The following is a 25,127-nucleotide window of genomic DNA, read 5'->3' on the forward strand; positions in this document are numbered from 1 at the left end:
AGTTTGAACTGTTTGACGCGCGCTGGCTGTCCCATCTTCCGTTCAGAGCAACAGAAGGGAGGCTCCGAACATGGAACTCAAAGACAAGACAATCCTCGTCACCGGGTCGACCGACGGCGTCGGCCGTGTCGTCGCGCAAAGGCTCGGCGCTGATGGTGCCCGTGTGCTGGTGCATGGTCGCGATGCGACGCGCGGTAAGACGACCGTCGCCGACATCGAAGCCGCCGGCGGCAAGGCCGAGCTGCTGGTCGCCGACCTCTCCTCCCTGACCGAGGTGCGCCGCCTCGCCGAGGCCGTGCGCGCCAGGACGGACCGCCTCGACATCCTCATCAACAATGCCGGCATCGGCACTGCCGGCCAAGGTGCCAAAAGGCAGATCAGCGCCGACGGCTACGAACTGCGCTTTGCCGTCAACTATCTCGCCGGCTTCCTGCTGACATCGGAACTTCTGCCATTGCTGAAAGCAAGCGCTCCGGCGCGCATCGTCAACGTTGCCTCGGCTGGACAGCAGGCGATCGACTTCGGCGATGTCATGCTGACCCGCAGCTACGACGGCGTGCGCGCCTATTGCCAGAGCAAGCTGGCGCAGATCCTGTTCACAGTCGACCTTGCGCAGGAGCTGAAAGGGACAGGCGTTACCGTGAACGCGCTGCATCCGGCCAGCTACATGGACACCACCATGGTCCGCCAGGCAGGCGTCACCCCATGGAGTTCGGTCGAAACCGGTGCCGACGCTATCCTCAATCTTGCGACTTCATCGGCGCTGGACGGACGCAGCGGCCTCTATTTCGACGGCCTGCGGGAATCCCGCGCCGACGCCCAGGCCTACGACGCCAAGGCTAGACAACAATTGCGAGCTTTGAGCCTCGACCTCGTCGGCCTCGCCTCCCCAACATCGAACGAACAGCATTCATGACCACGACAATCCAGCACACCGTCGTCATCGGCGGCTCGTCCGGCATCGGTCTGGCGACGGCGCGCAAGCTGATTGGCCCCGGCATGAAGGTGACCATCACCGGGCGCAACCAGGATAGGCTCAACGGCGCGTGGAAGAGCCTCGGCGGGGCCGTCGAGAAGGCTGCGTTCGATGCCTCGAAGCCGGACGAAGTCAGCCAGTTCTTCGAACGCCTCGGCCCCTTCGACCACCTTGGTCCTGGCGGCCAGCGGCGGCAAGGGCCTTGGCCCCTTCCAGACGCTTGACCTGACCGATATCGGCAGCGGCGTCGACGAGAAAGTCCGCCCGCAACTGTCATGCCTGCAGGCCGCCTTGCCGACGCTGAACAAGGGTGGATCGGCCACCTTCATCTCGGCAGTATCGGCTCAGCTCGCGACGCCGGGCGTCGCCGGCATCGCCGCCATCAACGGCATGCTTTTGACCGTCGTGCCGATCCTGGCGGTGGAGCTGAGGCCGCTGCGCGTCAATGTCGTGGCGCCCGGCGTTATCGACACGCCCTGGTGGGATTTTCTGGCCGAGGAGCAGCGGCAGGCGCTCTTTGCCGAATATGCCGGCAAGACCCCGGTCGGCCGCATCGGCCGCGCCGACGACGTCGCCGACGCAATTGCCTTTCTCGTCTCCAACGGCTTCATGACCGGTCAGGTGCTGACCTGCGATGGCGGCCTCCGATTTGCGGCTTGATCCACATCGCCCCAAGCCCCGGTTGCGCCCCTCGGCTGGATCTAAAGTTGACCCCTCAGCCAGGCGAGCGTTTCTGCAACGCCGTCAAGGCCGTACCGTGCGGCGGTATGCGCGGGTGGTTTGACCCGTATCGATATGCCGCCGGCATCGTTGACGGCTTCGAAGCCGTTTTCGTCTGGCGTGTCGTCGCCCAGGAAGACCGGGCGGCGGCCTGTGAAGGGCGCTATGCCCATGAACCGCCGGATCGCGGCACCCTTGGCTGCCTCGAGCGGCAACAGTTCCACGCCGGCATTGCCGGCAACCACCCGGTAGCCCTCGGGCAGGCTGGCCAGCGCCTGCTCGACAAGCTGCGTCGCGCGCGGAAGCAAATGCGGGGCAGCGCGCGTATGGATGGCCAGCACCCGGCCCTTGCGTTCGATATAGGCTTGCCCACGACCGAGCTCGGCCTCAATCTCGTCGGCAAGGGCCGCAATATCCGCCGGCTCTCCAGCGACTTCGACTTGGTCATCCGGCAGGAGCCTGTGTTCCAGGCCATAAAGCCCGGCCGCGCGCAGCTTCAAAGGCTGAAAAAGCTCATCCACTGCCGCAACCGAGCGGCCCGTGATAACAGCCAATGCCCCGTTTAACTTGTGATCCAGGCCTTGCAGCAAAGAGCGAAGGTCGGCGCTGACCGAGACGGCGTCCGGGTGTTCCGCATGTTCCAGCAGGGTGCCGTCAATGTCGAGGAACAGCGCCCATTCGCCGGCCAGCACAGTCTGTGGCTTTCGCAGAGTCTCGCTCATGACATTGCCAGCCGTTTGCGCTCGAACATGGAAACGACATTGTCGGCGCTCGGAGGCTGTCGGTCGCCAGTGCCGGTTGCCCGATCGACGTCACCGCGCTTGCGCAAGCGTGCCGCATCTAGAAGCATGCTGCCGGCCCAGCGATAGACGTTGTTGTCGCGGACCATCTGCCGCATCGGCCGCATGCGCTCGCGCTGCTCATCCGGCGTCATCGTCAGCGCCTGCAGCAGAGCCTCGCTCATCATGGCGGCATCGTAGGGGTTGACGATCAGCGCCTCCAGCAATTCGCGCGAGGCACCGGCGAATGTGCTGAGCATCAAGACGCCCTGTTCGTCGTTGCGCGCCGCAACGAATTCCTTTGCGACCAGGTTCATGCCGTCATGCAGGCTGGTGACCATGCAGATGTCGGCGGCACGATAGATCTCATAGACCTGTTCCTGCGTGTGATGTTCGGCCACCATGATCACCGGCCTGTAGCCGTCGCTGCCATAGCGCTCGTTGAGCTCTTCAGCATAACGGTGGCATTCGTCGTAGAGCTGCCTGTAGGCCGGGAGCGTGCCGCGGCTCGGTGCCGCGATCTGCAGGACGACCACCTTTCCGATCCATTCCGGGTATCGCCTGAACAATTCGTCCAGCGCTTGGAGGCGATCCAGAATACCCTTGGTGTAGTCGAGACGTTCGACGCCGACGCCCAGCTTCACATCCGCTTTCAATGCGAACCTGGCGCGCAGGCGGGCGCGGCAGTCATCGACATCAGGCAATCTTGCCAGAAGGTCCGCCGGCCACTCTATCGAGATGGGATAGGCGTGCACCAGCGTCGTCTGCCCGCCATAGGAGATGGCCGCATCCGCCCGCTCGATACGGCTTTCCAGGAAGCGATCGACACTCTCGGTGAAATTGTTGGCATGGAACTGGGTGTGGAAACCGATGATCGAGCTGCCGAGTAGTCCTTCGAGGATGCGCTCACGCCATGGACAGATGCTGTAGACTTCCGAGTTCGGCCACGGGATGTGCCAGAAGGTGATGACGATAGCCTCGGGCAGGCGCTCGCGGATCATCCGCGGCAGCAGCGCGAAGTGATAGTCCTGGACCAGCACGATCGGCCGCTCGTTGCGTGCTTCGGCCACCACCGTATCGGCGAACTTCCGGTTTACGGCTTCATAGGCCTCCCAGTCCGAGGCGCGAAAGATCGGCCGGGTGAAGGCGATATGGCAAAGCGGCCACAGGCCCTCATTGGCAAAGCCGAGATAGTAGCCCTGATGCTCCTCCTCCGTCAGCCAGACCCGGCGCAGCGTGTAGGACGGATTGCCGGGTGGCACCTGGACCCGGTCGTCCTCGTCGACCATGAGACGGTCCGCGGTGCCTCCGCCATAGGCTATCCAGGTGCCGGCGCAGGCGCGGGTGATCGGCTCCAGCGCCGAAACCAGCCCGCTGGCCGGCACGAGCAGTTCGACGCCATTGCCTCTGACGTTGTGGATGTATGGTTCGCGGTTGGAGACCACGATGACCTGCGCATCGGGCAGATCGTCAGCCAGGATCTTGCGCAATGTCTCGGGCGACCACGTCACCAGGGCGGCATCGGCTGATTGGCCGTTCTTTTCGAACTCCCGTATCACCTTGCGCGCCGCTTCCGCGGCCACGTCCTCGCCGGCTGGATGTGCAACCGTTGGAGGGTGGCTGCGGCGTTGCCGCGATATGGAGAAGAAAACGGCAAGAGCGGAAAGACAAAGGCTCGCGAGGATCAGAACCCAGAGCAGGTCCGCACCATAATCTGTCATTGGAATGCCAACTCACCTCAGGCCGTTCGGCGGCCTTTTTTGTTCGTGTTTCCGACTAGAAACTATCCGCCGGCAACCTGGTCGGCGCCCGGACCTGTATTGTGCAACGCACAAGGCAGCGATCGGTTCCAGCCAATCTGGATCGGATCATGTTCTGACGATGAGCGGCACCAGGCCTTCATGCCGGTCGGCCAGGAAAGCGACGACCCGGTCGCCGACACGCTGGAACGTGAGATCGACCACCCTTTCGCCGACGCCCAGATGTCGCAGCGTGAGTGTGTCGATGCCGATCGGCAGCCTCGGACGGGTGACGCGGATTTCGCCATCCCAGCCATCGATTTCCAGGCCGAGGCAGGCCTGCATCAGCATGAAGGCGGATCCCGCCGACCACGCTTGCGGCAGGCAAGCGACGGGATAGGCGATCGGTGCTTCGCCCGGCGCGCGGGTAAAGCCGCAGAACAGTTCCGGCAACCGCATGTTGAAATGGACAGCGGATTCGAACGTACCGCTCATCAGGCGGACCACGCTGTCGCGCTCGCCATAGCGCGCCAGCCCGGCGCCGCACATGGCGGTGTCATGCGGCCAGATCGAGCCATTGTGGTACGACATCGGGTTGAAGAACACGGCATCGTCGGCAAGCGTCCTCAGCCCCCAGCCGGAATGGAAGGAGGCGGAAAGCAGCTGATCGGCGACCATTTGCGCCCGCGCCGGCTCCGGAAGCCCGACAAGGAGGAGATGGCCCGCATTCGAGGTTCGCACCTTGCAGGGCTCGCCGGCACCGTCGATCGCAAGGGCATAGAAGCCGAGGTCGTCGAGCCAGAAATCGCGTTCCACCGCCGCCCGAATGGCCTCGGCGAGGCTGTCCCAGTGATCGGCTCTCTCGTCCTCGCCACGGCGACGGGCAAGCGCCGCCAGCCCCCGGAAGGCGGCAAAGACATAGCCTTGCACCTCGACCAGCGCGATCGGACCCTTGGGGATACGGCCATCGGCATGAAAGACGGAATCGAAGCTGTCCTTCCAGCCCTGGTTGGCGAGGCCGGACTCGGCAGCCCGCTGGTAGGTCACGAATCCGGTCTCGCGGCCCGCCTCCTCCATCCATTCGGCCGCCGCGCATAGCGACGGCCACAGGCTGTCGATGAACGCCATGTCGCCAGTACGATCTGCATAGGCACAGGCGAGATGGATGTAGAGCGGCGTCGTATCGACGCCGCCATAGTAGCGGCCGAATGGAAGCTCCCGCAGCGCCGCCATCTCGCCCTTGCGGGTCTCGTGCATGATCTTGCCCGGCTGCGAATCGCTGAACGGCGACGTCTCCGTCGCCTGATGCTGGGCCAGGAAGGCCAGCACCCCCCGCGCCAGGCCGGGATTGAGCCACAGCATCTGCAGCGCCGAGATGACGCCGTCACGGCCGAACGCCGTCGAGAACCAGGGGATGCCGGCATAGGGATAGGGTCCGGTCGCAAGCTCGGTGGTCAGCAGCGCGACATCGGCGCGGGCGCGCTCGACCCAGTCGTTGAAGACGCGACCGGAACTGTGCACCGTCGCGCCATGGCGGCGCTTGGCCCGCATGCCAAAGCGGGCCCGGGCGGCTGCGGCGCGGAAACGGTCACGATCGGGCGCATCCGCCACCTCGGAACCGACCTCGACATAGAGCACACTGCTGCTGCGCTTGGTCACCGCAAGCAAGAAATCGGCGCGGTCGGCTGTCAGTTGATCCGGTGCCTGCGAGAACGAAATCGCCGATGCGCGCGCCAGTCCGTCCAAGCCGTCGTAGCGCAGCAGGACGGACGTCGCATCCATCTCGGCCACATGCGTCATGCCGCGCCGCAGCCGTGTCGAGCCGCGCACTTCGAACATGTCACGGAAATCAGCAGCAAAGTGCAGGGAAACGCCGATCGTCGAGGTTTCCCGGCTGTAATTGGAAAGGGTGATGCGTTCGAACAGCCTGTCTTGCCAGAGCAGCCTGACGCGCTCGACATGAATGGCGCCCTGCGGAATGTCGCGACCGCTGGCGCTGAGCATCGGCAGATTGGTCAGGTTGGTGGTGAACAAGACATTGTCCTGGCTGAGCGAGGCGCCAAGTAACGATGTCTGCCTGCCGCCGATGGTCAACCGGAACTCGGACAGCACCCGTGTGTCGTCGCGGAAAAAACCGTCGCCAGCGCCGCGTATATCACCATAGGCATCGGCAACCGCAAAGCAGTCGCCCTGTTTGAGCGCAAACAGCCGGTGGGGCTCACGAGGCGCTGTCGCGTCGAGCGAGGCAAGCGCGACGGCGGGATCGAGCTGGCGCTCATCGAGTTGGGCCATTCGTCACAAATCCCTGTCGTTTCATTCCCATAGATCGAGCGCGTCGTTGCTCACGACGCCTTCGCCTCGCTCGGGACACCGAGCAGGCGCGCATAGGCAGCCAAATAGTCGCCGGCCATTCTTCTGGCGGAAAACCGCTTTTCGAAAACGCCCCTCACCTTTCGCCTGTCGAGCTGCAGCAAGTCCGGCACTGCGGCGCCCGCGCCATCCAACGAATCCACGACAAAGCCGGTGACGCCTTGATCAATGATCTCGGGCAGCGCGCCGCAATTCCAGGCGATCACCGGCGTGCCGCAGGCCATTGCCTCGATGGCGGCAAGGCCGAACGGCTCCGGCCAGTCGATCGGGAACAGCAGGCCGGCCGCGTTGCCGAGAAATTCCGCCTTCTGGTCCTCCTCGATCTCGCCGACATAGTCGATGCGATCGCCGTCGATCAAAGGCTCGACCACTTCGTGGAAATAGGCTCGGTCGTCGTCGCCAATCTTTGCCGCAAGCTTCAGCTTGAGCCCGGAGCGCAAGGCGATCTCGATGGCGCGATCCGGGCGCTTGTCGCGTGAAAACCGACCGAGGAAGGCAAGATAGGGTTCTTGCGCCTTCGTCTCGAACGTCGGTTCGTAAATACCGGTCGGCAGTCCGTGGTGGATCGTTGCCAGCCAGTTGGCCCTGGCAAGGCCTGTCTTCTGGCTGCGCGAAATGGAAATCATCGGGAAGCGCGGGAAACGCTCATAGGCCGGCGCCAGGTCGACATAGTCCAGCCTGCCATGCGGTGTCGTCACCGTCCTCTCCGCCATGTCCTCGAAGAAGGAAAAGTGCAGGAAATGGCTGAGGTGGAAGTGGATGACGTCAAACTCTCGCGCCCGTCTTCGCACCTCGGCAAGCATCGAAAGATGCGCCGCAATCTCGGATTTGAGCGGGCGCAGATCGAGGCGAAGCGCGCATTCCCTGCCGGCGACCAGCTTCGCGGAGGTCTGGCTGTCGCCACTGGCAAACAGGGTCACCTCATGGCCAAGGTCAACCAGCGCTTCGGTCAGGTACGAGACGATGCGTTCGGTGCCACCATAAAGTCTGGGCGGCACCGATTCAAAAAGCGGCGCGACATGGGCAATTTTCATATTTCGTCCCGGGATGCTCGGCATACAGGTGCGAAATGCATCAGCGGCTCGATTGGTTCCGATATAATATCGATGCCGTCGGAGGCGACGAGCGGCTGCGGGTCGAATGCCATGCCACGCAGGCAGTGGCTGCGATCACATGAAACCAGGATTGCGGGGCAAATACTGAGACCAATCGCCAAGATCCCGCGTCGACATCAGAACCATGGGAAGCGTGATGCGCATCCCATGCTCGACGGCGGTGCTCAGAGCTGTTTGCGTCGTGCCAGGCAGAAACGCCGACACCTGCGAAGAGCCAATCTCCGCGGCGAGAGTCAGTGCGGTTCTGAAGGCAGCGTCGAGCTGATCCGGCCGCACGACCGCAAGTGGCCCGATGTGGCCGTTGGTGCCTATGTAGACGTAGCCGACGCAGTCCTCCCCGGCATAGAGAACGACACCCCTCGTCTGCTCGTCGTTGATCAAATACCGATGGTGCTTTTCGCGTGATACGCCCAGGGCCCGATCGTCAATATAGGCAAGGCTATGCAGGTGCGAAGCTGTTTCCCTCAGAGGCACACTGCGGAGCTGCCCGGCCTTCAATCGACCTTTCAGGACATCCTGCGCAACGCTGAGATTGTAGATCGGGAATCGCGGGAACAGTCCGTGCCTGATGTAGAGACCTTGCGATACGGTGTTGAAGCTGAAGGTGATCAAAGCCTTGTTGGTCGCTCCCGACTGCCGCGCATGCTCCAGCGTTCGTTTCAACAGTTGATTGCCGATCCCGCTGCCCTGATGACTGGAAGAAACGAACAGCTGCGCGAGAAACCACAAATCCCCGCAGACCCAACTCCAGGCGAAGCCGAGGATTTCACCGGCGTCTTCCGCCACCCACAAGCCAGCGGCGTCGTCGTTCAAGGAAAACAATTGAAAATTGGTCGGGCGCGGCACGGCTATGGGGCCAAAGCCATGGCGCTCGGTCAAATCGTTGATGCTGGCAACGACAAGCTCGTCAGCTCGTTTCAGATCTTGCGCGCCGGCAGGTCGATACACGACTGACACGGGGCCACTCCTTGACAAGAAGCCGCCGGCGCACGTTAGAGCGTCCGGTGCCGAAGTCAAACAGCACCGCCGTTACCTGCAATCCCCGTCGTCTGTCGATCTTTCTGCGGGAAAACCTGATCGCTTGTTCTTTTCCTAGACAGACTGTGCGATCAGCGTCAGAAAACCACCGCTCAGTGCGACATTGCCGACGAAGCCGTTGATGCGCGACGCCCGGTCCGGGCCCTGATGATCCCAGAAATTGTGGAACATCGGCGTTGCAACAATTAGGAACACGACCAGCACCGCACAGGCAATTGCGATCCAGAAGCCCGCCATTACCAACACGCCGGCAATGATCTGCAGGACAACGCCGGCCCATAGCGCCAACCGCGCCTGCGGCACGCCGCGCGCGGCCATCAGATGGGTCAGGAAGGCCGCGTTCTGGATGTTTCGCAGACCGGCGAAGACGAAGGCGCCGCCGAGCAACAACCGGCCGAGAAACAACAAGCTCGAAGGCAAATCGATCGGCATCAAACTCCCCCTTTCAAAACAGTTGGAGCGCCGCCTCCTCGACGGCGCTCCAAGACAAAACCTGTCAATCAGGCAGCCTTGGCCGCCGCCACTGGATGAATGGCGTGGAACGGGATGCAGAGCCGGTTCCAGGTGTTGATCATGCCGAGCGCGACCGACAGCTTGACCAGTTCCTCTTCCGAGAAATGCTGGAGCGTCTTTGCATAGAGTTCGTCCGACACGCCATGGTCAGCGATCAGGGTAACGGCCTCGGTCCAGGCGAAGGCGGCGCGCTCACGCTCGGAAAACAGCGGCGATTCCTTCCAGGCCGAAACCAGATAGAGCCGTTGCTCGCTCTCGCCGTCGCGCCTGGCCTCGCGGCTGTGCATCTCGACGCAGTACGAGCAGCCATTGATCTGCGATGCACGCAATTTGATCAGGTGCAGCAGGCCCACCTCAAGCCCGCATTCGTCGACCGCCTTGTTGAGCGCCGACACCGCCTTCATGATCTCCGGCGCCTTGGCGAAAAATTGCAGCCTCTGTTTCATCTTGATGTCCTTTACGCTTGCTTGGTTGAACTGGATTTCTGCGGTCTCTGATGGCGCGCCACGAAAGCGCAGCCGGCAGCGACCGAACGCGGATCGGCATCGGTCACGTATTCCGCCACGATGTCGGACAGCTTTGCCTCGGCCAGTGCGGCGCGGTAGGCCTTCTCGGCCTTCAGCATCGCGATATTGATGCCGCAGGGTTTGACATAAGCCGAGGCGTCTAGCCTGGTCGGACCGTTGCGGCGGATCTCGCCGCAACGGAAGGCCGGTTCGCGCCCTTCGACCGCCAGCACGATATCGAGCAGCGTTATGCGCTCGGCCGGCCGCGCCAGCCGGTAGCCGCCGGCCGGTCCCGGCACCGATTCCAGGATGCGCGCAGCGCTCAGCATGTTGAGATGCTTCAGGAGGTAGCTCGGCGACAGGCCAAAGGCCTCCGCCAGCGCGGCGCCCGGCATGGTCGCTTCACCCTCGACGCCGGCCAGCATGGCGGCGCAGTGGATGGCTGCTTCAACGCCCTCGCCCAGTTTCATTGTGTTGACCTCCTATTCTTGGATAATTTATATCGTGGATAAGTTTTATCTGCAATAGAAAAATGAAAAACGGCGCCCGAAAGCGCCGCTTTTTTTCGACGAATGCTGCCCCTACTCCGCCGCCACCTTGGCCATCGGGTTGTTCGGGTGCGTCGTCCAGTTGGCATAGATCGGCGACACCGGCTTGCCGGTGCGCTGGTCCATTGCGCCTGCCGCGAGCGGCTCCATGGTGATGCAGTTCTCGACCGGGCAGACATTGACGCACAGATTGCAGCCGACGCATTCTGCCTCGATCACCTCGAAATGCCGCTTGCCGTCGACCATGCTGGTGATCGCCTGATGCGAAGTGTCCTCGCAGGCGATGTGGCAGCGGCCGCATTGGATGCAGGCGTCCTGGTCGATACGGGCCTTGGCAACATAATTGAGGTTGAGGTACTGCCAGTCGGTGACGTTGGGCGTGGCGCGGCCGACAATGTCGTCGAGCGAGGCATGCCCCTTCTCGTCCATCCAGTTTTCGAGACCTGCGATCATCTCCTGCACGATCTTGAAGCCGTAGGTCATCGCCGCCGTGCAGACCTGAACATTGCCGGCGCCGAGCGCCATGAATTCGGCCGCGTCGCGCCAGGTGGTGATGCCGCCGATGCCGGAGATCGGCAAGCCGTGGGTTTCGGGATCGCGCGCGATCTCGGCCACCATGTTCATGGCGATGGGCTTCACCGCCGGGCCGCAATAGCCGCCATGCGAACCCTTGCCGTCGATGGTCGGCTGCGGCGCGAAACTGTCAAGGTCGACGCCGGTGATCGAATTGATGGTGTTGATCAGCGACACCGCGTCGGTGCCGCCGGCAAGCGCGGCACGCGCGGGCTTGCGCACATCGGTGATGTTGGGCGTCAGCTTGGTGATGACCGGCATTCGGGTGTTGGCCTTGCACCAGCGCACCACCATTTCGATATATTCCGGCACCTGGCCGACGGCGGCACCCATGCCACGTTCCGACATGCCGTGCGGACAGCCGAAATTGAGCTCGATGCCATCAGCTTCCGTCTCCTCGACCACCGGCAGGATCGCCTTCCAACTCTCCTCGACGCAAGGCACCATCAGCGAGACGACGATGGCACGGTCGGGCCAGTCCTTCTTGACCTGCTTGATCTCGCGCAGATTGACCTGCAGGTCGCGGTCGGTGATCAACTCGATGTTGTTGAGGCCGAGCAGTCGCCGGTCGGCGCCCCAGATCGCGCCGTAACGCGGGCCGTTGACGTTGACCACCGGCGGGCCTTCCTCGCCAAGCGTCTTCCAGACAACGCCGCCCCAGCCGGCCTTGAAGGCACGGATGACGTTGTAGGCTTTGTCGGTCGGCGGCGCCGAGGCCAGCCAGAACGGATTGGGCGATTTGATGCCGACGAAATTATTGCGGATGTCTGCCATGACAGGTCCCTTTCAACCGAGACGAAGGAGCAGTTCGACGGGTGCAAGAATGCCGCCTTCAAGTGCGGCGGTGAGATTGGCGATCTTGGTGCGGGCGTCGTCGCCCATGACGAGGCCAACCCCGGGCGGCGGCTTGCTGCCTTCCGCTTGCGCGGCTGCCAGGCGCGCACGCATCGTGGCGAAGAACTCGATGGCAAAGGCGCCGCGCGGCCGCTCGGCGATCACGGAGAACCCGGCGGCGACGGCCGCCGAGCGATAGTCGTCCGGGGTAGCAACGAAGGACATGGTTTCATCAGACGCCCATGGCAGCGGAAAGGTCAGCACGCCGTCCTTCAGCCGCATCACATCGTAGACGGCGAAAACGCCGCCTGGCCGCAGCACGCGGGCAGCTTCGCTCATCAGTCCCGGCTTGTCGGGGAGGTTCATGCCGACATGCAGGACAACCGCCGCATCGAAGCTGGCATCCGCGAATGGCATGTCCAGCGCACTGCCTTGCACGAAGCGCGTCTTGCCCGCCATACCGGTTCGCTCGGACAGGCTGGCCGCGATATCGACATAGCTTTGCGTGAGGTCGATGCCGGTAACATCGGCGCCAACATTGTTGGCGACGAAGCGGGCCGGCCCGCCGACGCCAGACCCGATGTCGAGAAGCATTGTCCCCGGCTTCAGCCCCATCTGCCCGACGAGTGCCATGGTCGCGGCCACGCCGCCAATGTGAAATTCGTCGACCGCTTCAAGATCGCTTGCACGCAGATTGGCAACGTCCACGCCGCTATCGGAGAGCGCGGCAATGATCCGCTCCTCCAGGCCCGATATGTCATAGTGACGGGCGATGCCCGGTTCCACCGTGGCCATGATCCTATCCCTGAGCGAGGCTCCTGTGGATGCTCTCCGCCGCGTCGCGGCCCTGCGCCACGGCCGAAACGGTGAGGTCGTCGCCGCCGAAGATGCAGTCGCCGCCGGCCCAGACCTTGGCGAGCGAGGTGCGGCCTTCCGCATCGACCTTGATGCGTCCGGCTTCGAGCTCGATCTCGGCACCGCTGCCGTTAAGCGCGGTCGGCACGAAACTCTGGCCGATCGCCTTGAACACCTGGTCGGCGACCAGTGTCAGCCTCTCGCCGGTGCCGGCAAGCCTGTCGCCGTCCATGGCGGTGTATTCGAGTTCGATGGCTGACACCTTGCCGCCTTCTGCAATCACCCGCTTGGGCTGCAGCCAGTGGCGGATGGTGACGCCGTTGGCGGCGGCAAGATCCTGTTCGAACCCGGAAGCGTTCATCTGCTCGTGGCCACGCCGGTAGCAGATCGTCACTTCCTCGGCGCCAAGCAGCTTCGACTGCACCGCCGCGTCGATCGCCGTCATGCCGCCGCCGATGACGACGACACGCCGGCCGACCGGCAGGCTGGCGAGATCACTGGCCTGGCGCAGTTCGGCAATGAACTCGACCGCATTGGTTACGCCGTCGGCATCCTCGCCATCGGCGCGCAGCGCATTGACGCCGCCAAGCCCCATGCCGAGGAACACGGCATCGTAATTGCGTATAAGGTCGGACAGCTGGTAGTCGCGACCAAGCGCCTTGCCGTTCTGGATGTCGATGCCGCCGATGGCGGTGACGTAGTCGACTTCGGCCTGGGCGAAATTGTCGACGCTCTTGTAGGCGGCGATGCCGTACTCGTTGAGCCCGCCGGCCTTCGGCCGCGCTTCCAGGATGGTCACGTCATGGCCATGGCGGGCGAGCCGGTGCGCGGCGGCGAGGCCTGCCGGCCCTGCCCCCACCACGGCGACCGTCTTGCCGGTGGCAGTGGCGCGTTGGTAAAACTGCTTGTTCTCGCTCATCGCGACATCGGTGGCATAGCGCTGCAGACGGCCGATCTGGACCGGCTTGCCTTCTGCCACCTCGCGCACGCAGACCTCTTCGCACAGCGTCTCGGTCGGGCAGACGCGGGCGCACATGCCGCCCAGAATGTTCTGGTCGAAGATCGTCTTGGCTGAACCGATAGGATTACCGGTCGATATCTGGCGGATGAACAGCGGAATGTCGATCGAGGTCGGGCATGCATTCATGCACGGCGCGTCGTAGCAGAAATAGCAGCGGTCGGATTCGACCAGCGCCTCGTGGTGATCGAGCGGCGGGTGCAGGTCGGAAAAATTGTCCGCATACTGGTCGGCTTGGAGCCGGCCGCCGGCAATGCCTTCCTTGAACTGGCCTTCTGGCATCGTCAGTTCCCCATGTTTTGTTTTGGCGAAGGCTAGCACGTTTTATTTTTTTATCAATTGGTCAATTTTCGGCGCAAGGCCCTGAAAAGGCTGGATAAAACATGATATTTTTACTCATGTTATGGCGTTTGCAGTGCGAGCGAATGGCTGGGCTCCACAGCATGGCCATGGATAGCCCGGACCTCGTCCGCCAGTTCCTGCAACCGCCACAGATTGCGGTCGTGGATGCCGAACGCTTCGAGATGACTGACCGTGTTGTAGAGATATTCGGCGCCGGACCCGATGTGCCCGCAGGCTCTGGCCAGCACGCTCGCCACCTTGTCCAGCGGCTGCTTCAGTGACGTTCCCCTGCCCTTCACGCCGACCCAGAAGCCAAGCGCGCGCAGCGACCCTTGAGCCGTATGCACCGGGAGCCACCTGACCGTGTCGATACTTTCGTGGTCGCTGATCTCGCGCCGCAGCAGCCGTTCGATCTGGGCCGGTTTTTCGCCTTCCGGCAAGCGATAGATGACGCCGTTGCACCGTCCACCCCGCTCGAGCGCCATCATGAGCCCCGGCTGCTCGGCGCTGCCGCGCCAACGCACCATGTCGAGGCAGAAGGAGCGGTGCCAGCCAAAGGCCGTGGCGAGTTGCTGCTCGATCGACTCGAACTCCGGCTTCCAGATCAGCGATCCATAGGCGAATACCCAAAGCGGCCCCTCGTCGGCTTCACCGGACAGCCGCAAGGCAAGGGGCCGGAAATCCTCGTCTTTCAACTCCGTCCAGCTCGGGTCAGGGCCAGGATCGGCCTCCTCCCGATGGCACAGTGCGACAAGCTCAGGCGTGAGCGACATCCGGCGCATGAAACGACGTCCCCTCTCCACCGCAGAGAAATCGAAAACCGGTGGGCGCGCAACCCGGGAACGCTTGTCATGGACCGACATTCTTGTTTGGGCGATTGTCGGATTTCCGTCGTGAAGATCGTCCTAGGATGGATCGACCGACGATCGATGCATAACCGGTGAGGAGACCGACCATGCCAAAAACCCCGATGCCCTTTTTCTGGTACGAATTGATGACCACAGATCTGGACGCTGCGGAGGCGTTCTACACCAAGGTGGTCGGCTGGACCGCGCAGCCTTTCGACAAGGCCCCCGGCATGCCGCGCTACATCGTCATGAATGTCGGCGAGCGTGGCGTCGGCGGGCTGATGACGATGCCCGAGGACGCCGCCAAGATGGGCATGCCGCCGGCTTGGCTCGGCTACATCCATACAAAAGACGTCGATGCCGCGACGGCATCGCTGGAGAAAGCCGGCGGTGCGGTTCACCGCAAGCCCGACGACATTCCGGGCGTCGGCCGCTTTGCCGTCGTCGCCGATCCGCAAGGCGCGACCTTCATGTTTCTGCAGCCGAACGGCCCGGACCAGCCCATCGTGCCAGCCAGCACCCCAGGCCATATCGGCTGGCACGAGCTTTACACATCGGACTGGAAGGCCGCGTTCGATTTCTATTCCGACCAGTTCGGCTGGGCCAATGCCGGCGATTTCGACATGGGCCCGATGGGCACCTACCAGACCTTCACAGCCGGCCCCGAATCCAGTGGCGGCATCATGAACAAGCCGCAGCAGATCCCGGTGCCGGTCTGGCAGTTCTACTTCAATGTTGCGGCCATAGATGCGGCCGCCAAGCGGGTCACCGACAATGGTGGCAAGATCCTGATGGGCCCGATGGAGGTCCCCGGCGGCAGCTGGATCGTGCAATGCCAGGACCCGCAAGGCGCCCATTTCGCATTGATGGCGCCGGTGCGGTAAGAGGCCAGGCCCGGTTTCTCCGCCCCTCTGTCCATCTGGACAGAGGGGCGCTGTCTCGCTGACTCTGGCGCTCTTTGAGAATTACTCGGGCGTCAGCACCGCGACCTTCAGGTCTGCCTTTTTCGCGCCGCTGAACTGGACGGTGGCCGGGCCGGCCGCAAGCTTGAAACGCACGCTCTTGCGGATGCCGGGGCAGGTTTTCACACCGCTATAGCCCACTGACTTCATGGCGTGGCCGTCCTGAATGACATCGATCCAGGCCTCGCCTGACAGACTTATCTGAATGGCGCCCTCGGCCGGCACCTCGACGCTGGCGACGGCACCGAACGTGCCTGATGCGGGGGCATGTTCGGGCGGCAGCGCAAAACCGGCTTTCTCCGCCGGCACCAGTGCCAGATCCGCAGCAGCACCCACCACCAGCGTCGCTCCAGACGGCGTTRCAGGCGCTGCGGCAAACAACGCCTGTTCCCGCGTCACCGGCCATTTGAAGGCCTCGCAGCCGGCATCCTCGGCCATGGCGAAGCTGGTCCCTGCAAGGATTGCGAATAGACTGATGGCGACTTTTTTCATAACCAAGGGAACCCGCCTGTTCGGAATGTCCATATTATGGATACAACCATAGCGATACAAATGCAACCCATACGAGAACAATATGAAAGGTCAAACCGGGGAACATTTCCAATCACCGATTGTTGATGGCATGCCATGGGAAGTGAATGGTCCGTTACCCAGCGACAATCTATGGCCGGTCGGGAAGCGACAAATGGAGCCATTTATGAAGCTTTTCGAAAGCCTCGCCAAGTATCAGCCGCAGGCCTTGGGGGTGCTGCGCATCATGACGGCGCTGCAGTTCATCGAGCACGGCAGCCAGAAATTGTTCAATTTTCCCATAAGCGACCAACCCCATACCCTTACCGGGCTGACACTCGCCGCTGGAATTTTCGAATTCGCCGGCGGCATCCTGCTGGCGCTGGGGCTGTTCACCCGCCCGGTCGCGTTCCTGCTGGCCGGCGAAATGGCGATCGCCTATTTCATGGCGCACATGCCGCGCGACTTTTTCCCCGTCAACAACGGCGGAGATTTGGCGATCTCGTTCTGCTTCATCTTCCTCTATCTGGTGTTTGCCGGCGCCGGCGCTTTTGCGTTGGACAACCGCCGTAGCGCCTGACCACCTTGGGAGGGATGCGTGCTCAAGCGCGCATCCTCTCGAAATTGGCATCGAACAGTGGCGCCGCCTGCACGCGCGCCGCATGCCGCTTGCCCAAAAGCTCGATCTCGAAGCCGTCGCTCTCGTCGGCGATCTCCTTCGGCACATAGCCCACGGCGACGGATTGTTTCGAGTGATGCGCGTAGCCACCCGAAGTCACCCAGCCACGCACCGCGCCATCGAACCAGATCGGCTCGTCGCCGATGACATCGGCGTCGTCGGCATCGACGATGAAGGCGCGAAGGCGCAGCTTGCCGCCCTGCTTGCGCTCGGCGAGCGCCGCGGCCTTGCCGATGAAATCCGCATCCTTGCTATACGCAACGAAGCGGTCGAGACCGGCTTCCAGTGGCCCATAGATCGGCCGGTACTCGCGCGCCCATGAACCGTAGTTCTTCTCCAGCCGCAGCGCGTTCAGCGCCCGCGAGCCAAACAGGCCGATGCCGAATTCCTCGCCGGCCGCCATCAGGGCCTGGAATGCAGCGCGCTGATACTCCGGCGCCACCCAGATCTCGTAGCCGAGGTCGCCTGTGTAGCTGACGCGGCCGACCAGGCAAGGCGCCATGCCGATGTCCATTCTTGCAACCGCCATGAAGGGAAACGCGGCGTTGGAGACATCCGCGCGGCTGACCTTGGCCAGCACTTCGCGCGCTCTCGGCCCGGCGATCGCCAGGCCGGTGAGTTTTGGCCCCAGCGCCTCGATGCGAACCGAACCATCGGCAGGCAGGTGCTTCTCGAACCAGCGCATGTGGTATTGCTCGGCGATGCCGGAGCCGGCGAGGAACCAGCCTTCGCTGCCGATATTGGCCAGTGTGAAGTCGCCGATCAGCTTGCCATCATCCTTCAGCATCGGCGCCAGCGTCATGCGGCCGGGCCTGGGCAGCTTGCAGGCGAGCATCCGGTCGAGCCAGGCGGCCGCCCCCTCGCCCGCCACCTTGTATTTGGCGAAGCTCGAAATCTCTGACAGGCCGACGCCGTCGCGAACGGTCGCGACCTCCCTGGCGACCTGGGTGAAATCGCTCGAGCGGCGCCACGAGAACTCGTCCTTGACACCTTCGGGCGCATACCAGAGCGGCACCTCGAGCCCATAGGCGACGCCCCATTGCGCGCCCTTGGCCGACAGCAGGTCATAGACCGGCGTCGTCTTCAGCGGCCGCCCGGCGGGCAGTTCCTCATTGGGGAAGCGGATCGAAAAGCGCCTGGAATAGTTCTCGCGCACCTTGGCGTTGGTGTAGGCCATTGTCGCCCAGTCGCCATAGCGCGCGACGTCCATCGCCCAGATATCCGCGCCGGGATCGCCCTCGATCATCCAGTTGGACAGCGCCAGGCCGACGCCGCCGCCTTGGCTGAAGCCGGCCATGACTCCACAGGCAACCCAGAAACCCGGCAGGCCGCGCACCGGCCCGACCAGCGGGTTGCCGTCCGGCGCGAAGGTGAAGGGGCCGTTGATGATCTGCTTGATGCCAGTGTTCTGGAACGCCGGGAAATGCCGGAAGCCGACCTCGAGCGACGGCGCGATGCGGTCGATGTCCGGCGCCAGCAATTCATGGCCGAAATTCCACGGCGTCTGGAACTCGGACCACGGCTTGTTGGCCTTCTCATAGGTACCCATCAGCATGCCGCCGCGTTCCTGGCGCAGATAGAGCTCGCCATCGAAATCGACCGCGTGGATGATCTCCGTGCCGGTCTTGGCGTTCCAGGCAGCGACCTCCGGCATGTCCTCGGTGATCAGGTACATATGCTCCATCGCCAGCACCGGCAGTTCGAGCCCGACCATGCGGCCGACCTCGCGCGCCCACAGGCCGCCGGCATTGACGACATGCTCGGCCACCACCTCGCCCTTGTTGGTGATGACGTGCCACATTCCATCGGCGCGCCGCACGATGTCCTCGACCTTGGTGAAGCGCTCGACCTCGGCGCCGAGTTTGCGCGCCGCCTTGGCATAGGCATGGGTCACCCCCGACGGATCGAGATGGCCGTCCTCCTTGTTTCTGACAGCGCCGACGAACTGCTTGGGATCGAGCAGCGGCATCAGTTCGGCCGCCTCGCTGGGCGAGATCTCCTCAAGCTCGATGCCGAGATAGCGCCCCTTGGCGACGACGCCGCGCAGCCAGTCCAGCCGCGCCTCGGTCGCCGCCAGAAGCACACCGCCGGTCAGGTGCACGCCGGTCGCCTGGCCGGAAAGCTCCTCGATCTCCTTGTAGAGGTTGATGGTGTATTTCTGCAGCTTGGCGACGTTGGGGTCGCCATTGATCGTGTGCATGCCGCCGGCCGCGTGCCAGGTCGAGCCTGAGGTCAGCTCGTCACGCTCCAGAAGCACGACGTCGGTCCAGCCATGGCGGGCCAGATGGAACAGTACGGAGCACCCGACGACGCCGCCGCCAATGACCACGACCTTTGCATGCGATTTCATGGATTTTTCTCTGATATCAGTGTGTTGAATGGGTGAGATGAATCGAAACGCAAGGCATCACGGCTCGCCCTGCCCGATCGCTTCGCGCCGCTTGGCCATGTAGGCCTCGAGCGCCTCGCGCACGGCGATATCCATCACCGGCTCGACATAGTCCTCGAGCGCCTTCTTCCACAGCCGCGTCGCCCGCGCCGTGGCGTCGAGGCCACCGGCTTCCTGCCAGGCTTCGTAATTCTGCCAATTGGACAGCATCGGCTGGTAGAAGGCGGTGGCGTAACGCTCGAGCGTATGCGGCTCGCCGAAGAAATGGCCGCCGGTCGGCACCGCGCCCAAAGCCTCGACGGCAAGCTCCGCCTCGTTGACCTCGATCGGGCGCAGGAACTCCATCATGTGCTGGATCATCTCGACATCGATGATGAGCTTCTCGAACGAAGCGGTCAGTCCGCCCTCCTGCCAGCCGGCGGCATGGTAGACGAGATTACCATGGCCGAGCACCGCGCCCCACAGCGCCATCAGCGTCTCATACGCGCCCTGCGCATCGGCGGCGTTGGAGGCGGAACCCGGGGTGGTGCGGTAGGGCAGATTGTAGCGTCGCGCCAACTGCCCCGACGCGATGTTGGCCTTGGTATTCTCCGGCGTGCCGAAGGCCGGCGCGCCCGACTTCATGTCGACATTGGAAGTGAAGGCGCCATACATGACCGGCGCACCGGGGCGCACCAACTGCGTCAGCACCACGCCGAACAGCGCTTCGGCATTCTGTTGCGCCAGCGCGCCGGCCAGCGTCACCGGGCTCATCGCCCCCATCAGCGTGAACGGCGTCACCGCCACCGACTGGCCGAACTCGGCCATGGTCATCAGCCCCTCGGCCATCATCTCGTCAAAGCGGCGCGGCGAGTTGACCGAGATGATGGTGGTGATCCCGGGATCGTCGCGCATCTGGTCCAGCGTCAGCCCGCGCGCAATCGCCATCATCTCGATGCCGTCCAGCGCCCTACCCCTCCCGATCGCCGAGACATGGAAGCTCTTGTCGGTCAGCGTCAGATTGGTGAAATAGGTGTCGAGATGGCGGGAATTCGCCGGCAGTTCCACCGGCGCGCAGACCTGGTTGCCGAGCATGTGGATGCAGTTGAAGTGCTGCGCCAGCCGGGTGAGGTCGGAATAGTCGCGCAGATTGCCGGCGCGGCGGCCGCGTTCCATGTCATGCACATTGGGCGGCCCGGCGACAAGCGTGAAATTGATGGTGTTGCCGCCGAGATGAATGGCGTTGGCCGGATTGCGCGGCGTCAGCACATAGCTGGACTGCGTGGTCTTCAGCGCCTCGGCGACGAGGCCGCGATCGATGCGGACATTCGCCGAGGCATGATCGACGCTGGCGCCGGCCTTCTCGAACAGCGATAGCGCGCGCGGGCTCATCACCTCGATGCCGAAATTCTCCAATATGTGCATCGACGCCTGATGGATCTGCTCGATCTGGTCGGCCGAGAGCATTGCCATTGGCGGATAGGGATTGGTCACGCGCCGGAGCGGCAATTGCGGGATGGCCGATGGCCCCCTGTTGCTGGTGCGCTCGGCGCCGCGCTTGCGTCTTGGTTCGTTCATGCCTGACATCAAAGCCCCGGCAAACCGGGCAAGCTGTCAGAAATACGCCGTTTGCGGACGTGATTTTAGCCACGGCGGCATTTCTGCAGTGTCCGTTTAGGAAAAACGACAAAATGCGTCGTGTTATTGGCAATGGATTTTGTCGAGCAGCTACGCCGGTGAGGCATTAACGAACGTCGCAAGATTCCTTTTATGTTTTCGCCCTATTGCTCCTCCAATGCGTAGTTCGAGTTTTAGTAAAATTGGTGCGGTTTGCGTGCTGCTGGCGCTTTCGGCCTGCGCCACGGCGCCCAGTCATATCAACAATGTCTGCGCCGTCTTCGACCAGAACGATGGCTGGTTCGACAACTGGCAGTCGGCCGCCGAGCACACGCAGCAGAAATACGGCGTGCCGGTCCCCGTGCTGATGGCGACGGTGCGCAAGGAATCCGGCTTCAAGAGCAACGCCCGGCCGCCGCGCACCAAGCTGCTCGGCTTCATTCCATGGAAGCACGTCTCGTCGGCCACCGGCTTCTCGCAGGCACTGGATGGCACCTGGTCGCAATATCAGAGAGAGACTGGCAACTGGGCGGCGCGGCGGACCAAATTTGCCGACGCCGTCGATTTCGTCGGCTGGTATCACTCCAAGACGGCAGACAGCTATGGTGTCGCCCGCAACGACACCTACAATCTCTATCTCGCCTACTATCTCGGCTGGACCGCCTATGGCCGCGGCAACCGCGGCGATGCCGGCGTCCAGGGCTATGCGAGGGCCACCGAAAAGATGGCGCGGGACTATGCGCAGCAACTGAGCCAGTGCGGCAACTGAACGCGCCGCTGCGCTAACTCCGACTGCGCCCGTCAGTTCGGCTTTTTGCCGCGTGGGGGCTTGGGCGTAGGCGCCTCCGAAACATGCGGCGCGTCTTCCGGCACGCCCTCATGCGCGGCGTGTTCCTTGTCGAACTTGATCACCGGCTCCATTTTGGCCAGCACGTCGTCCGCCAGCCAGCACAGGCTCATATGGCCGTCGCCCAGGTTCTTGACCGGCGGCACCTTGGTCTCGCACAGATTGTCCGGCACAAGTTTCTTGTAGCCGCAGCGTGTCTGGAACGGACAGCCCGACGGCGGGTTCATCGCCGAAGGAATGTCGCCCTCCAGCACGATGTGCCGCTTCACCACGCTGGTGTCGGCGATCGGGATCGCCGACAGCAGCGCCTCGGTATAGGGGTGATAGGGCGGCGCGAAGATCTGGTCGGTCGTGCCTTGCTCGACGATGTAGCCGAGATACATCACGACGACACGGTCGGCGATGTAGCGCACGACCGACAGATCGTGGCTGATGAACAGCATCGTCGTCTTGTTCTTGCGCTGGATGTCCATCAAGAGTTCGGTCACCGCCGCCTGCACGGACACGTCGAGCGCCGACACCGGCTCGTCGGCCACCACCACCTTGGCGTCGCCGGCAAAGGCCCGCGCCACGCCGATGCGCTGCTTCTGGCCGCCGGACAACTGGCGCGGCTTGCGGGTCTCGAACGCCCGCGGCAGCTTCACCAGGTCGAGCAGTTCCAGCATGCGCTTGCGGCGGTCGGCAACCGTCTTGCCGACGTTGAATTTCTCCAGCGTGCGGATGATCTGCGAACCGACCGAATGGCTGGGATTGAGCGTGTCGAACGGGTTCTGGAACACCATCTGGATCGACGACACGGTGTCGACGCTGCGCTTCTCGATGCCGGTCGACTGGATTTCCGTATTGCCCAGCGTCACGCTGCCGGAGCTTGCCGTCTCAAGCCCGAGCAGCACCTTGGCCAATGTCGACTTTCCACAGCCGGATTCACCGACGATGGCGACCGTCTCGGATTCGCGCGCCATGAACGAGATCGTCTCGTTGGCCTTGACGACGCGGCCTTCGCTCGAGCCGAACACCTCACTGCCGCCGACCTTGTAGTATTTTCTCAGATCCTCGATCTTGAGCACCGGCGCGCCGGGCACGACGCGCTCATTGACCTTCTTGGCGCCGGGCGGCAGGGCCTCCCAGTCGATCTCGTTGAAACGCACGCAGCGCGAGAAATGGCCTTCGTGGCCCGCGACCTCGATCATCGGGATCTCGGCGGCATTGCAGACGCCCTCGACGAAATGGTGACAGCGCGGGCCGAAATTGCAGCCTTTGGGCCGCTCATGCGGCAGCGGCAGCTGTCCGGGAATCGAGATCAGCGGCCGTGAATTCTTGTCAGCGCCGGGCAGCGGGATCGAGCGGAACAACCCTTGCGTATAGGGATGGCGCATGCGGTCGAACACGTCCTTGATCTTGCCGGTCTCCACCGCCTCGCCCGAATACATCACCGTGATGCGGTCGCAGGTCTCCAGGATGAGACCCAGATTGTGCGACACGAAGATCATCGAGGTGCCGAACTTCTCGCCCAGCCCCTTGACCAGGTCGACGATGCCCGCCTCGACTGTCACGTCGAGCGCCGTCGTCGGCTCGTCCAGCAAAAGCAGCGCCGGCTTCGACAAAAGCGCCATGGCGATGACGATACGCTGCTGCTGACCGCCGGAGAGCTGGTGCGGATAGGAGCGCATCATGCGCTCGGGGTCGGGAAGCTTGACCGAACGCACCATTTCGAGCGCCCGTTTGTAAGCCTCTTCCTTCGACACCTTGTCGTGGATCAGCGGCACTTCCATCAATTGCTGGCCGACCTTCATCGCCGGATTGAGGCTCGCCATCGGTTCCTGGTAGATCATGGCGATCTTGTTCCCGCGGATGGCGCGCAGCTCCTCATCGGAGAGCTCGCCCATGTCCTTGCCCTGGAACTTGATCTTGCCGCCGACGATCTTTCCGATGTTGGAGAGGTCGCGCATGATGCCGAGCGACACGGTCGACTTGCCGCAGCCGGATTCGCCGACGATGCCCATCGCCTCGCCCGGCATGACCGTGCAGGAAAAATCCATGACCGCCGGGATTTCGCCCTTGCGGGTGAAGAAGGAGATCGACAGGTTTTCGATCTCGATGATCGGCCCATTGGTCGGCTTGGCGGGATTTCGAACTGCCTCATTCATGGGTCGCTCCAATCCTTGTTTCAGGCCGGCTCTTCGCTCTTGGGGTTGAAGATCCGTCCATCAGTCTTTCATCGATTGTTCGCGCAGCGAGTCGGCCAACAGGTTCAAGCCCAGCACGAACGACATCAGTGCGATCGTCGGCGGCAGCGCCGGGTGGATGAAGGAGCGCAGCAGGCGGCTGGCGTCCTTGATCGCGGTGCCCCAGTCCGGACTTTCGGGCGCCAGGCCAAGGCCGAAATAACCGAGCGTGCCGAGCAGGATCGTGGTGTAACCGATGCGCAGGCAGGCATCGACGATCAGCGGCCCGCGTGCATTGGGCAGGATCTCCCACAGCATGATGTACCAGGGCGATTCACCCCGCGTCTGTGCCGCCGCCACATAATCGCGCGTCTTGATGTCCATCACCAGGCCGCGCACGATACGAAACACGCCGGGGCTGGAGGCGAACACCACCGCCACGAAGATGTTGAGCTGGTTGGGGTCGATGTGCACGATCTTCAGCGGATCGGCGTCGAACACCAGGCCGGCATAGATCCAGCCACCGACGATCAGGGTGATGCCGAGCAGGATGTAGAGCCGATCGGGCCGGTTCTTGTAGCGCGTCCAGAACAGCACGCTGAAGAAGATGATCGGAAACAGGAAGAACACGCCGGCCATCGCATAGGGGATCGGCGTGTCCATGATGCCCGGCGTCACCAGCAGGTAGAACAGCAGGATCACCGGGAAGGCCAGCACCAGATTGGCCAGGAACGACAGCACTGTGTCGATCTTGCCGCCGTAGTAGCCGGCCGGCAAGCCGAGCGTGATGCCGACCATCAGCGCGAAGCCCGTCGCGGCAGGCGCGATGATCAGTACGATCTGGCTGCCATAGACCATGCGCGAAAACACGTCGCGCGCCAGCTTGTCGCCACCGAACAGATAGGTCAGTCCCGATTGCGGTTCGATGGCGCCCGGCAGCACGTCCTTCATGATCGGGACCTGGGCCAGCGGATCGAAGGGCGAGATGGTCGCGGCGAAGATTGCCGTGAACAGCCAGAACAGGCAGATGCCGACGCCGACTATGCCTACGCCGCTGTCGAACAGCTGGCCGTAGAGCGCCAGCTTCTTCTTGTAGGCGAAGCTCGCTCCCATGACGATGAGGAGCGCGATCCAGACCGGCCAGAAGCGCGACAGCACTTCGAGAACGACGGTGAACGCACTGATGTATTGGATCGGCATCCGCT

21 protein-coding genes and 1 pseudogene are annotated in these 25,127 nt (G+C 63.1%); 5 read left to right on the top strand and 17 right to left on the bottom strand.

The annotated features are described in order from the left end of the window. Window positions 1-70 precede the first annotated feature (70 nt). Together AC1D08_RS10245 and AC1D08_RS10250 are read left to right on the top strand one after the other, a co-directional pair. On the top strand, window positions 71-916 hold the full coding sequence (locus AC1D08_RS10245; RefSeq protein WP_477423057.1) for an SDR family NAD(P)-dependent oxidoreductase: 846 nt from the start codon (window positions 71-73) through the stop codon (window positions 914-916). Next, a pseudogene (locus AC1D08_RS10250) lies at window positions 913-1,636 on the top strand (SDR family oxidoreductase). The gene AC1D08_RS10245 and the pseudogene AC1D08_RS10250 overlap by 4 nt, the downstream one beginning before the upstream one ends. Window positions 1,637-1,677: 41 nt before the next feature. On the opposite strand, the gene otsB reads toward AC1D08_RS10250, so the two are convergent. From otsB to AC1D08_RS10310, 12 genes are all read right to left on the bottom strand, one after another. Continuing rightward, the gene (gene otsB / locus AC1D08_RS10255) at window positions 1,678-2,418 is read right to left on the bottom strand and encodes a trehalose-phosphatase (RefSeq protein ID WP_457152976.1); all 741 of its coding nucleotides are present in this window, start codon (window positions 2,416-2,418) and stop codon (window positions 1,678-1,680) included. Continuing rightward, complete coding sequence (locus tag AC1D08_RS10260; RefSeq protein WP_457152975.1) at window positions 2,415-4,196, bottom strand: alpha,alpha-trehalose-phosphate synthase (UDP-forming); 1,782 nt, start codon at window positions 4,194-4,196, stop codon at window positions 2,415-2,417. Before AC1D08_RS10260 ends, otsB begins: the two co-directional genes overlap by 4 nt. 147 nt (window positions 4,197-4,343) lie before the next feature. Further along, window positions 4,344-6,506: an amylo-alpha-1,6-glucosidase gene (locus AC1D08_RS10265; RefSeq protein WP_457152974.1), complete on the bottom strand. Its 2,163-nt coding sequence runs from the start codon at window positions 6,504-6,506 to the stop codon at window positions 4,344-4,346. Between the two features lie 50 nt (window positions 6,507-6,556). Then, window positions 6,557-7,618, bottom strand: a complete 1,062-nt coding sequence (locus AC1D08_RS10270; protein ID WP_477423059.1) for a glycosyltransferase family 4 protein — start codon at window positions 7,616-7,618, stop codon at window positions 6,557-6,559. 135 nt (window positions 7,619-7,753) lie between these two features. Further along, window positions 7,754-8,656 (bottom strand): GNAT family N-acetyltransferase, encoded by a 903-nt coding sequence (locus AC1D08_RS10275; RefSeq protein ID WP_457151185.1) that lies wholly within the window; start codon window positions 8,654-8,656, stop codon window positions 7,754-7,756. A gap of 135 nt (window positions 8,657-8,791) precedes the next feature. Continuing rightward, window positions 8,792-9,169 (bottom strand): DoxX family protein, encoded by a 378-nt coding sequence (locus AC1D08_RS10280; protein ID WP_477301936.1) that lies wholly within the window; start codon window positions 9,167-9,169, stop codon window positions 8,792-8,794. 68 nt (window positions 9,170-9,237) lie between these two features. Continuing rightward, the gene (locus AC1D08_RS10285) at window positions 9,238-9,696 is read right to left on the bottom strand and encodes a carboxymuconolactone decarboxylase family protein (protein ID WP_457151187.1); all 459 of its coding nucleotides are present in this window, start codon (window positions 9,694-9,696) and stop codon (window positions 9,238-9,240) included. Window positions 9,697-9,707: 11 nt separating this feature from the next. Next, on the bottom strand, window positions 9,708-10,226 hold the full coding sequence (locus AC1D08_RS10290) for an RrF2 family transcriptional regulator (RefSeq protein ID WP_457151188.1): 519 nt from the start codon (window positions 10,224-10,226) through the stop codon (window positions 9,708-9,710). Window positions 10,227-10,337: 111 nt separating this feature from the next. Further along, window positions 10,338-11,651, bottom strand: a complete 1,314-nt coding sequence (preA, locus tag AC1D08_RS10295; RefSeq protein ID WP_457151189.1) for an NAD-dependent dihydropyrimidine dehydrogenase subunit PreA — start codon at window positions 11,649-11,651, stop codon at window positions 10,338-10,340. Between the two features lie 12 nt (window positions 11,652-11,663). After that, window positions 11,664-12,506, bottom strand: a complete 843-nt coding sequence (locus AC1D08_RS10300) for a class I SAM-dependent methyltransferase (protein WP_457151190.1) — start codon at window positions 12,504-12,506, stop codon at window positions 11,664-11,666. Window positions 12,507-12,510: 4 nt separating this feature from the next. Next, window positions 12,511-13,866, bottom strand: a complete 1,356-nt coding sequence (locus tag AC1D08_RS10305) for an NAD(P)-dependent oxidoreductase (protein ID WP_457151191.1) — start codon at window positions 13,864-13,866, stop codon at window positions 12,511-12,513. A 119-nt stretch (window positions 13,867-13,985) separates the two neighbouring features. Then, the gene (locus AC1D08_RS10310) at window positions 13,986-14,708 is read right to left on the bottom strand and encodes a gamma-glutamylcyclotransferase (RefSeq protein ID WP_477423061.1); all 723 of its coding nucleotides are present in this window, start codon (window positions 14,706-14,708) and stop codon (window positions 13,986-13,988) included. A gap of 173 nt (window positions 14,709-14,881) precedes the next feature. Between AC1D08_RS10310 and AC1D08_RS10315 the strand changes: the two genes are divergently transcribed. Then, entirely contained in the window at window positions 14,882-15,658 is a 777-nt protein-coding gene (locus AC1D08_RS10315) for a VOC family protein (protein WP_457151193.1), read from the top strand. 81 nt (window positions 15,659-15,739) lie between these two features. Here the strand turns inward: AC1D08_RS10315 and AC1D08_RS10320 are convergent, their stop codons facing one another. Continuing rightward, on the bottom strand, window positions 15,740-16,228 hold the full coding sequence (locus AC1D08_RS10320; RefSeq protein WP_477423080.1) for a hypothetical protein: 489 nt from the start codon (window positions 16,226-16,228) through the stop codon (window positions 15,740-15,742). A 205-nt stretch (window positions 16,229-16,433) separates the two neighbouring features. Between AC1D08_RS10320 and AC1D08_RS10325 the strand changes: the two genes are divergently transcribed. Further along, complete coding sequence (locus AC1D08_RS10325) at window positions 16,434-16,826, top strand: DoxX family protein (protein WP_457151200.1); 393 nt, start codon at window positions 16,434-16,436, stop codon at window positions 16,824-16,826. Between the two features lie 22 nt (window positions 16,827-16,848). Here AC1D08_RS10325 and AC1D08_RS10330 read toward each other — a convergent pair whose 3' ends face one another. Both AC1D08_RS10330 and AC1D08_RS10335 read right to left on the bottom strand, forming a co-directional pair. After that, window positions 16,849-19,275, bottom strand: coding sequence for a GcvT family protein (locus tag AC1D08_RS10330; protein WP_457151194.1), 2,427 nt, complete (start codon window positions 19,273-19,275; stop codon window positions 16,849-16,851). A 57-nt stretch (window positions 19,276-19,332) separates the two neighbouring features. Continuing rightward, window positions 19,333-20,871, bottom strand: coding sequence for a trimethylamine methyltransferase family protein (locus tag AC1D08_RS10335; protein ID WP_477301925.1), 1,539 nt, complete (start codon window positions 20,869-20,871; stop codon window positions 19,333-19,335). A 217-nt stretch (window positions 20,872-21,088) separates the two neighbouring features. Between AC1D08_RS10335 and AC1D08_RS10340 the strand changes: the two genes are divergently transcribed. Beyond that, window positions 21,089-21,679 carry a transglycosylase SLT domain-containing protein gene (locus tag AC1D08_RS10340; RefSeq protein ID WP_095091475.1) on the top strand — a complete coding sequence of 197 codons (591 nt, stop codon included), beginning with the start codon at window positions 21,089-21,091 and terminating at the stop codon, window positions 21,677-21,679. A gap of 32 nt (window positions 21,680-21,711) precedes the next feature. Here the strand turns inward: AC1D08_RS10340 and AC1D08_RS10345 are convergent, their stop codons facing one another. Then, window positions 21,712-23,904 carry a dipeptide ABC transporter ATP-binding protein gene (locus AC1D08_RS10345; protein ID WP_477226941.1) on the bottom strand — a complete coding sequence of 731 codons (2,193 nt, stop codon included), beginning with the start codon at window positions 23,902-23,904 and terminating at the stop codon, window positions 21,712-21,714. Window positions 23,905-23,964: 60 nt separating this feature from the next. After that, on the bottom strand, window positions 23,965-25,122 hold the full coding sequence (locus AC1D08_RS10350; protein WP_457151197.1) for an ABC transporter permease: 1,158 nt from the start codon (window positions 25,120-25,122) through the stop codon (window positions 23,965-23,967). Between the last annotated feature and the right edge of the window lie 5 nt (window positions 25,123-25,127).

Source organism: Mesorhizobium sp. P2_E6 (assembly GCF_056403835.1).

Coding starts and splice junctions, on each gene's coding strand:
- AC1D08_RS10345 (WP_477226941.1), bottom strand. CDS start 23,904: ATGAATGAGGCAGTTCGAAATCCCGCCAAGCCGACCAATGGGCCGATC.
- AC1D08_RS10340 (WP_095091475.1), top strand. CDS start 21,089: ATGCGTAGTTCGAGTTTTAGTAAAATTGGTGCGGTTTGCGTGCTGCTG.
- AC1D08_RS10300 (WP_457151190.1), bottom strand. CDS start 12,506: ATGGCCACGGTGGAACCGGGCATCGCCCGTCACTATGACATATCGGGC.
- AC1D08_RS10330 (WP_457151194.1), bottom strand. CDS start 19,275: ATGAAATCGCATGCAAAGGTCGTGGTCATTGGCGGCGGCGTCGTCGGG.
- otsB (WP_457152976.1), bottom strand. CDS start 2,418: ATGAGCGAGACTCTGCGAAAGCCACAGACTGTGCTGGCCGGCGAATGG.
- AC1D08_RS10315 (WP_457151193.1), top strand. CDS start 14,882: ATGCCAAAAACCCCGATGCCCTTTTTCTGGTACGAATTGATGACCACA.
- AC1D08_RS10290 (WP_457151188.1), bottom strand. CDS start 10,226: ATGAAACTGGGCGAGGGCGTTGAAGCAGCCATCCACTGCGCCGCCATG.
- preA (WP_457151189.1), bottom strand. CDS start 11,651: ATGGCAGACATCCGCAATAATTTCGTCGGCATCAAATCGCCCAATCCG.
- AC1D08_RS10310 (WP_477423061.1), bottom strand. CDS start 14,708: ATGCGCCGGATGTCGCTCACGCCTGAGCTTGTCGCACTGTGCCATCGG.
- AC1D08_RS10280 (WP_477301936.1), bottom strand. CDS start 9,169: ATGCCGATCGATTTGCCTTCGAGCTTGTTGTTTCTCGGCCGGTTGTTG.
- AC1D08_RS10260 (WP_457152975.1), bottom strand. CDS start 4,196: ATGACAGATTATGGTGCGGACCTGCTCTGGGTTCTGATCCTCGCGAGC.
- AC1D08_RS10350 (WP_457151197.1), bottom strand. CDS start 25,122: ATGCCGATCCAATACATCAGTGCGTTCACCGTCGTTCTCGAAGTGCTG.
- AC1D08_RS10265 (WP_457152974.1), bottom strand. CDS start 6,506: ATGGCCCAACTCGATGAGCGCCAGCTCGATCCCGCCGTCGCGCTTGCC.
- AC1D08_RS10270 (WP_477423059.1), bottom strand. CDS start 7,618: ATGAAAATTGCCCATGTCGCGCCGCTTTTTGAATCGGTGCCGCCCAGA.
- AC1D08_RS10335 (WP_477301925.1), bottom strand. CDS start 20,871: ATGAACGAACCAAGACGCAAGCGCGGCGCCGAGCGCACCAGCAACAGG.
- AC1D08_RS10305 (WP_457151191.1), bottom strand. CDS start 13,866: ATGCCAGAAGGCCAGTTCAAGGAAGGCATTGCCGGCGGCCGGCTCCAA.
- AC1D08_RS10285 (WP_457151187.1), bottom strand. CDS start 9,696: ATGAAACAGAGGCTGCAATTTTTCGCCAAGGCGCCGGAGATCATGAAG.
- AC1D08_RS10325 (WP_457151200.1), top strand. CDS start 16,434: ATGAAGCTTTTCGAAAGCCTCGCCAAGTATCAGCCGCAGGCCTTGGGG.
- AC1D08_RS10245 (WP_477423057.1), top strand. CDS start 71: ATGGAACTCAAAGACAAGACAATCCTCGTCACCGGGTCGACCGACGGC.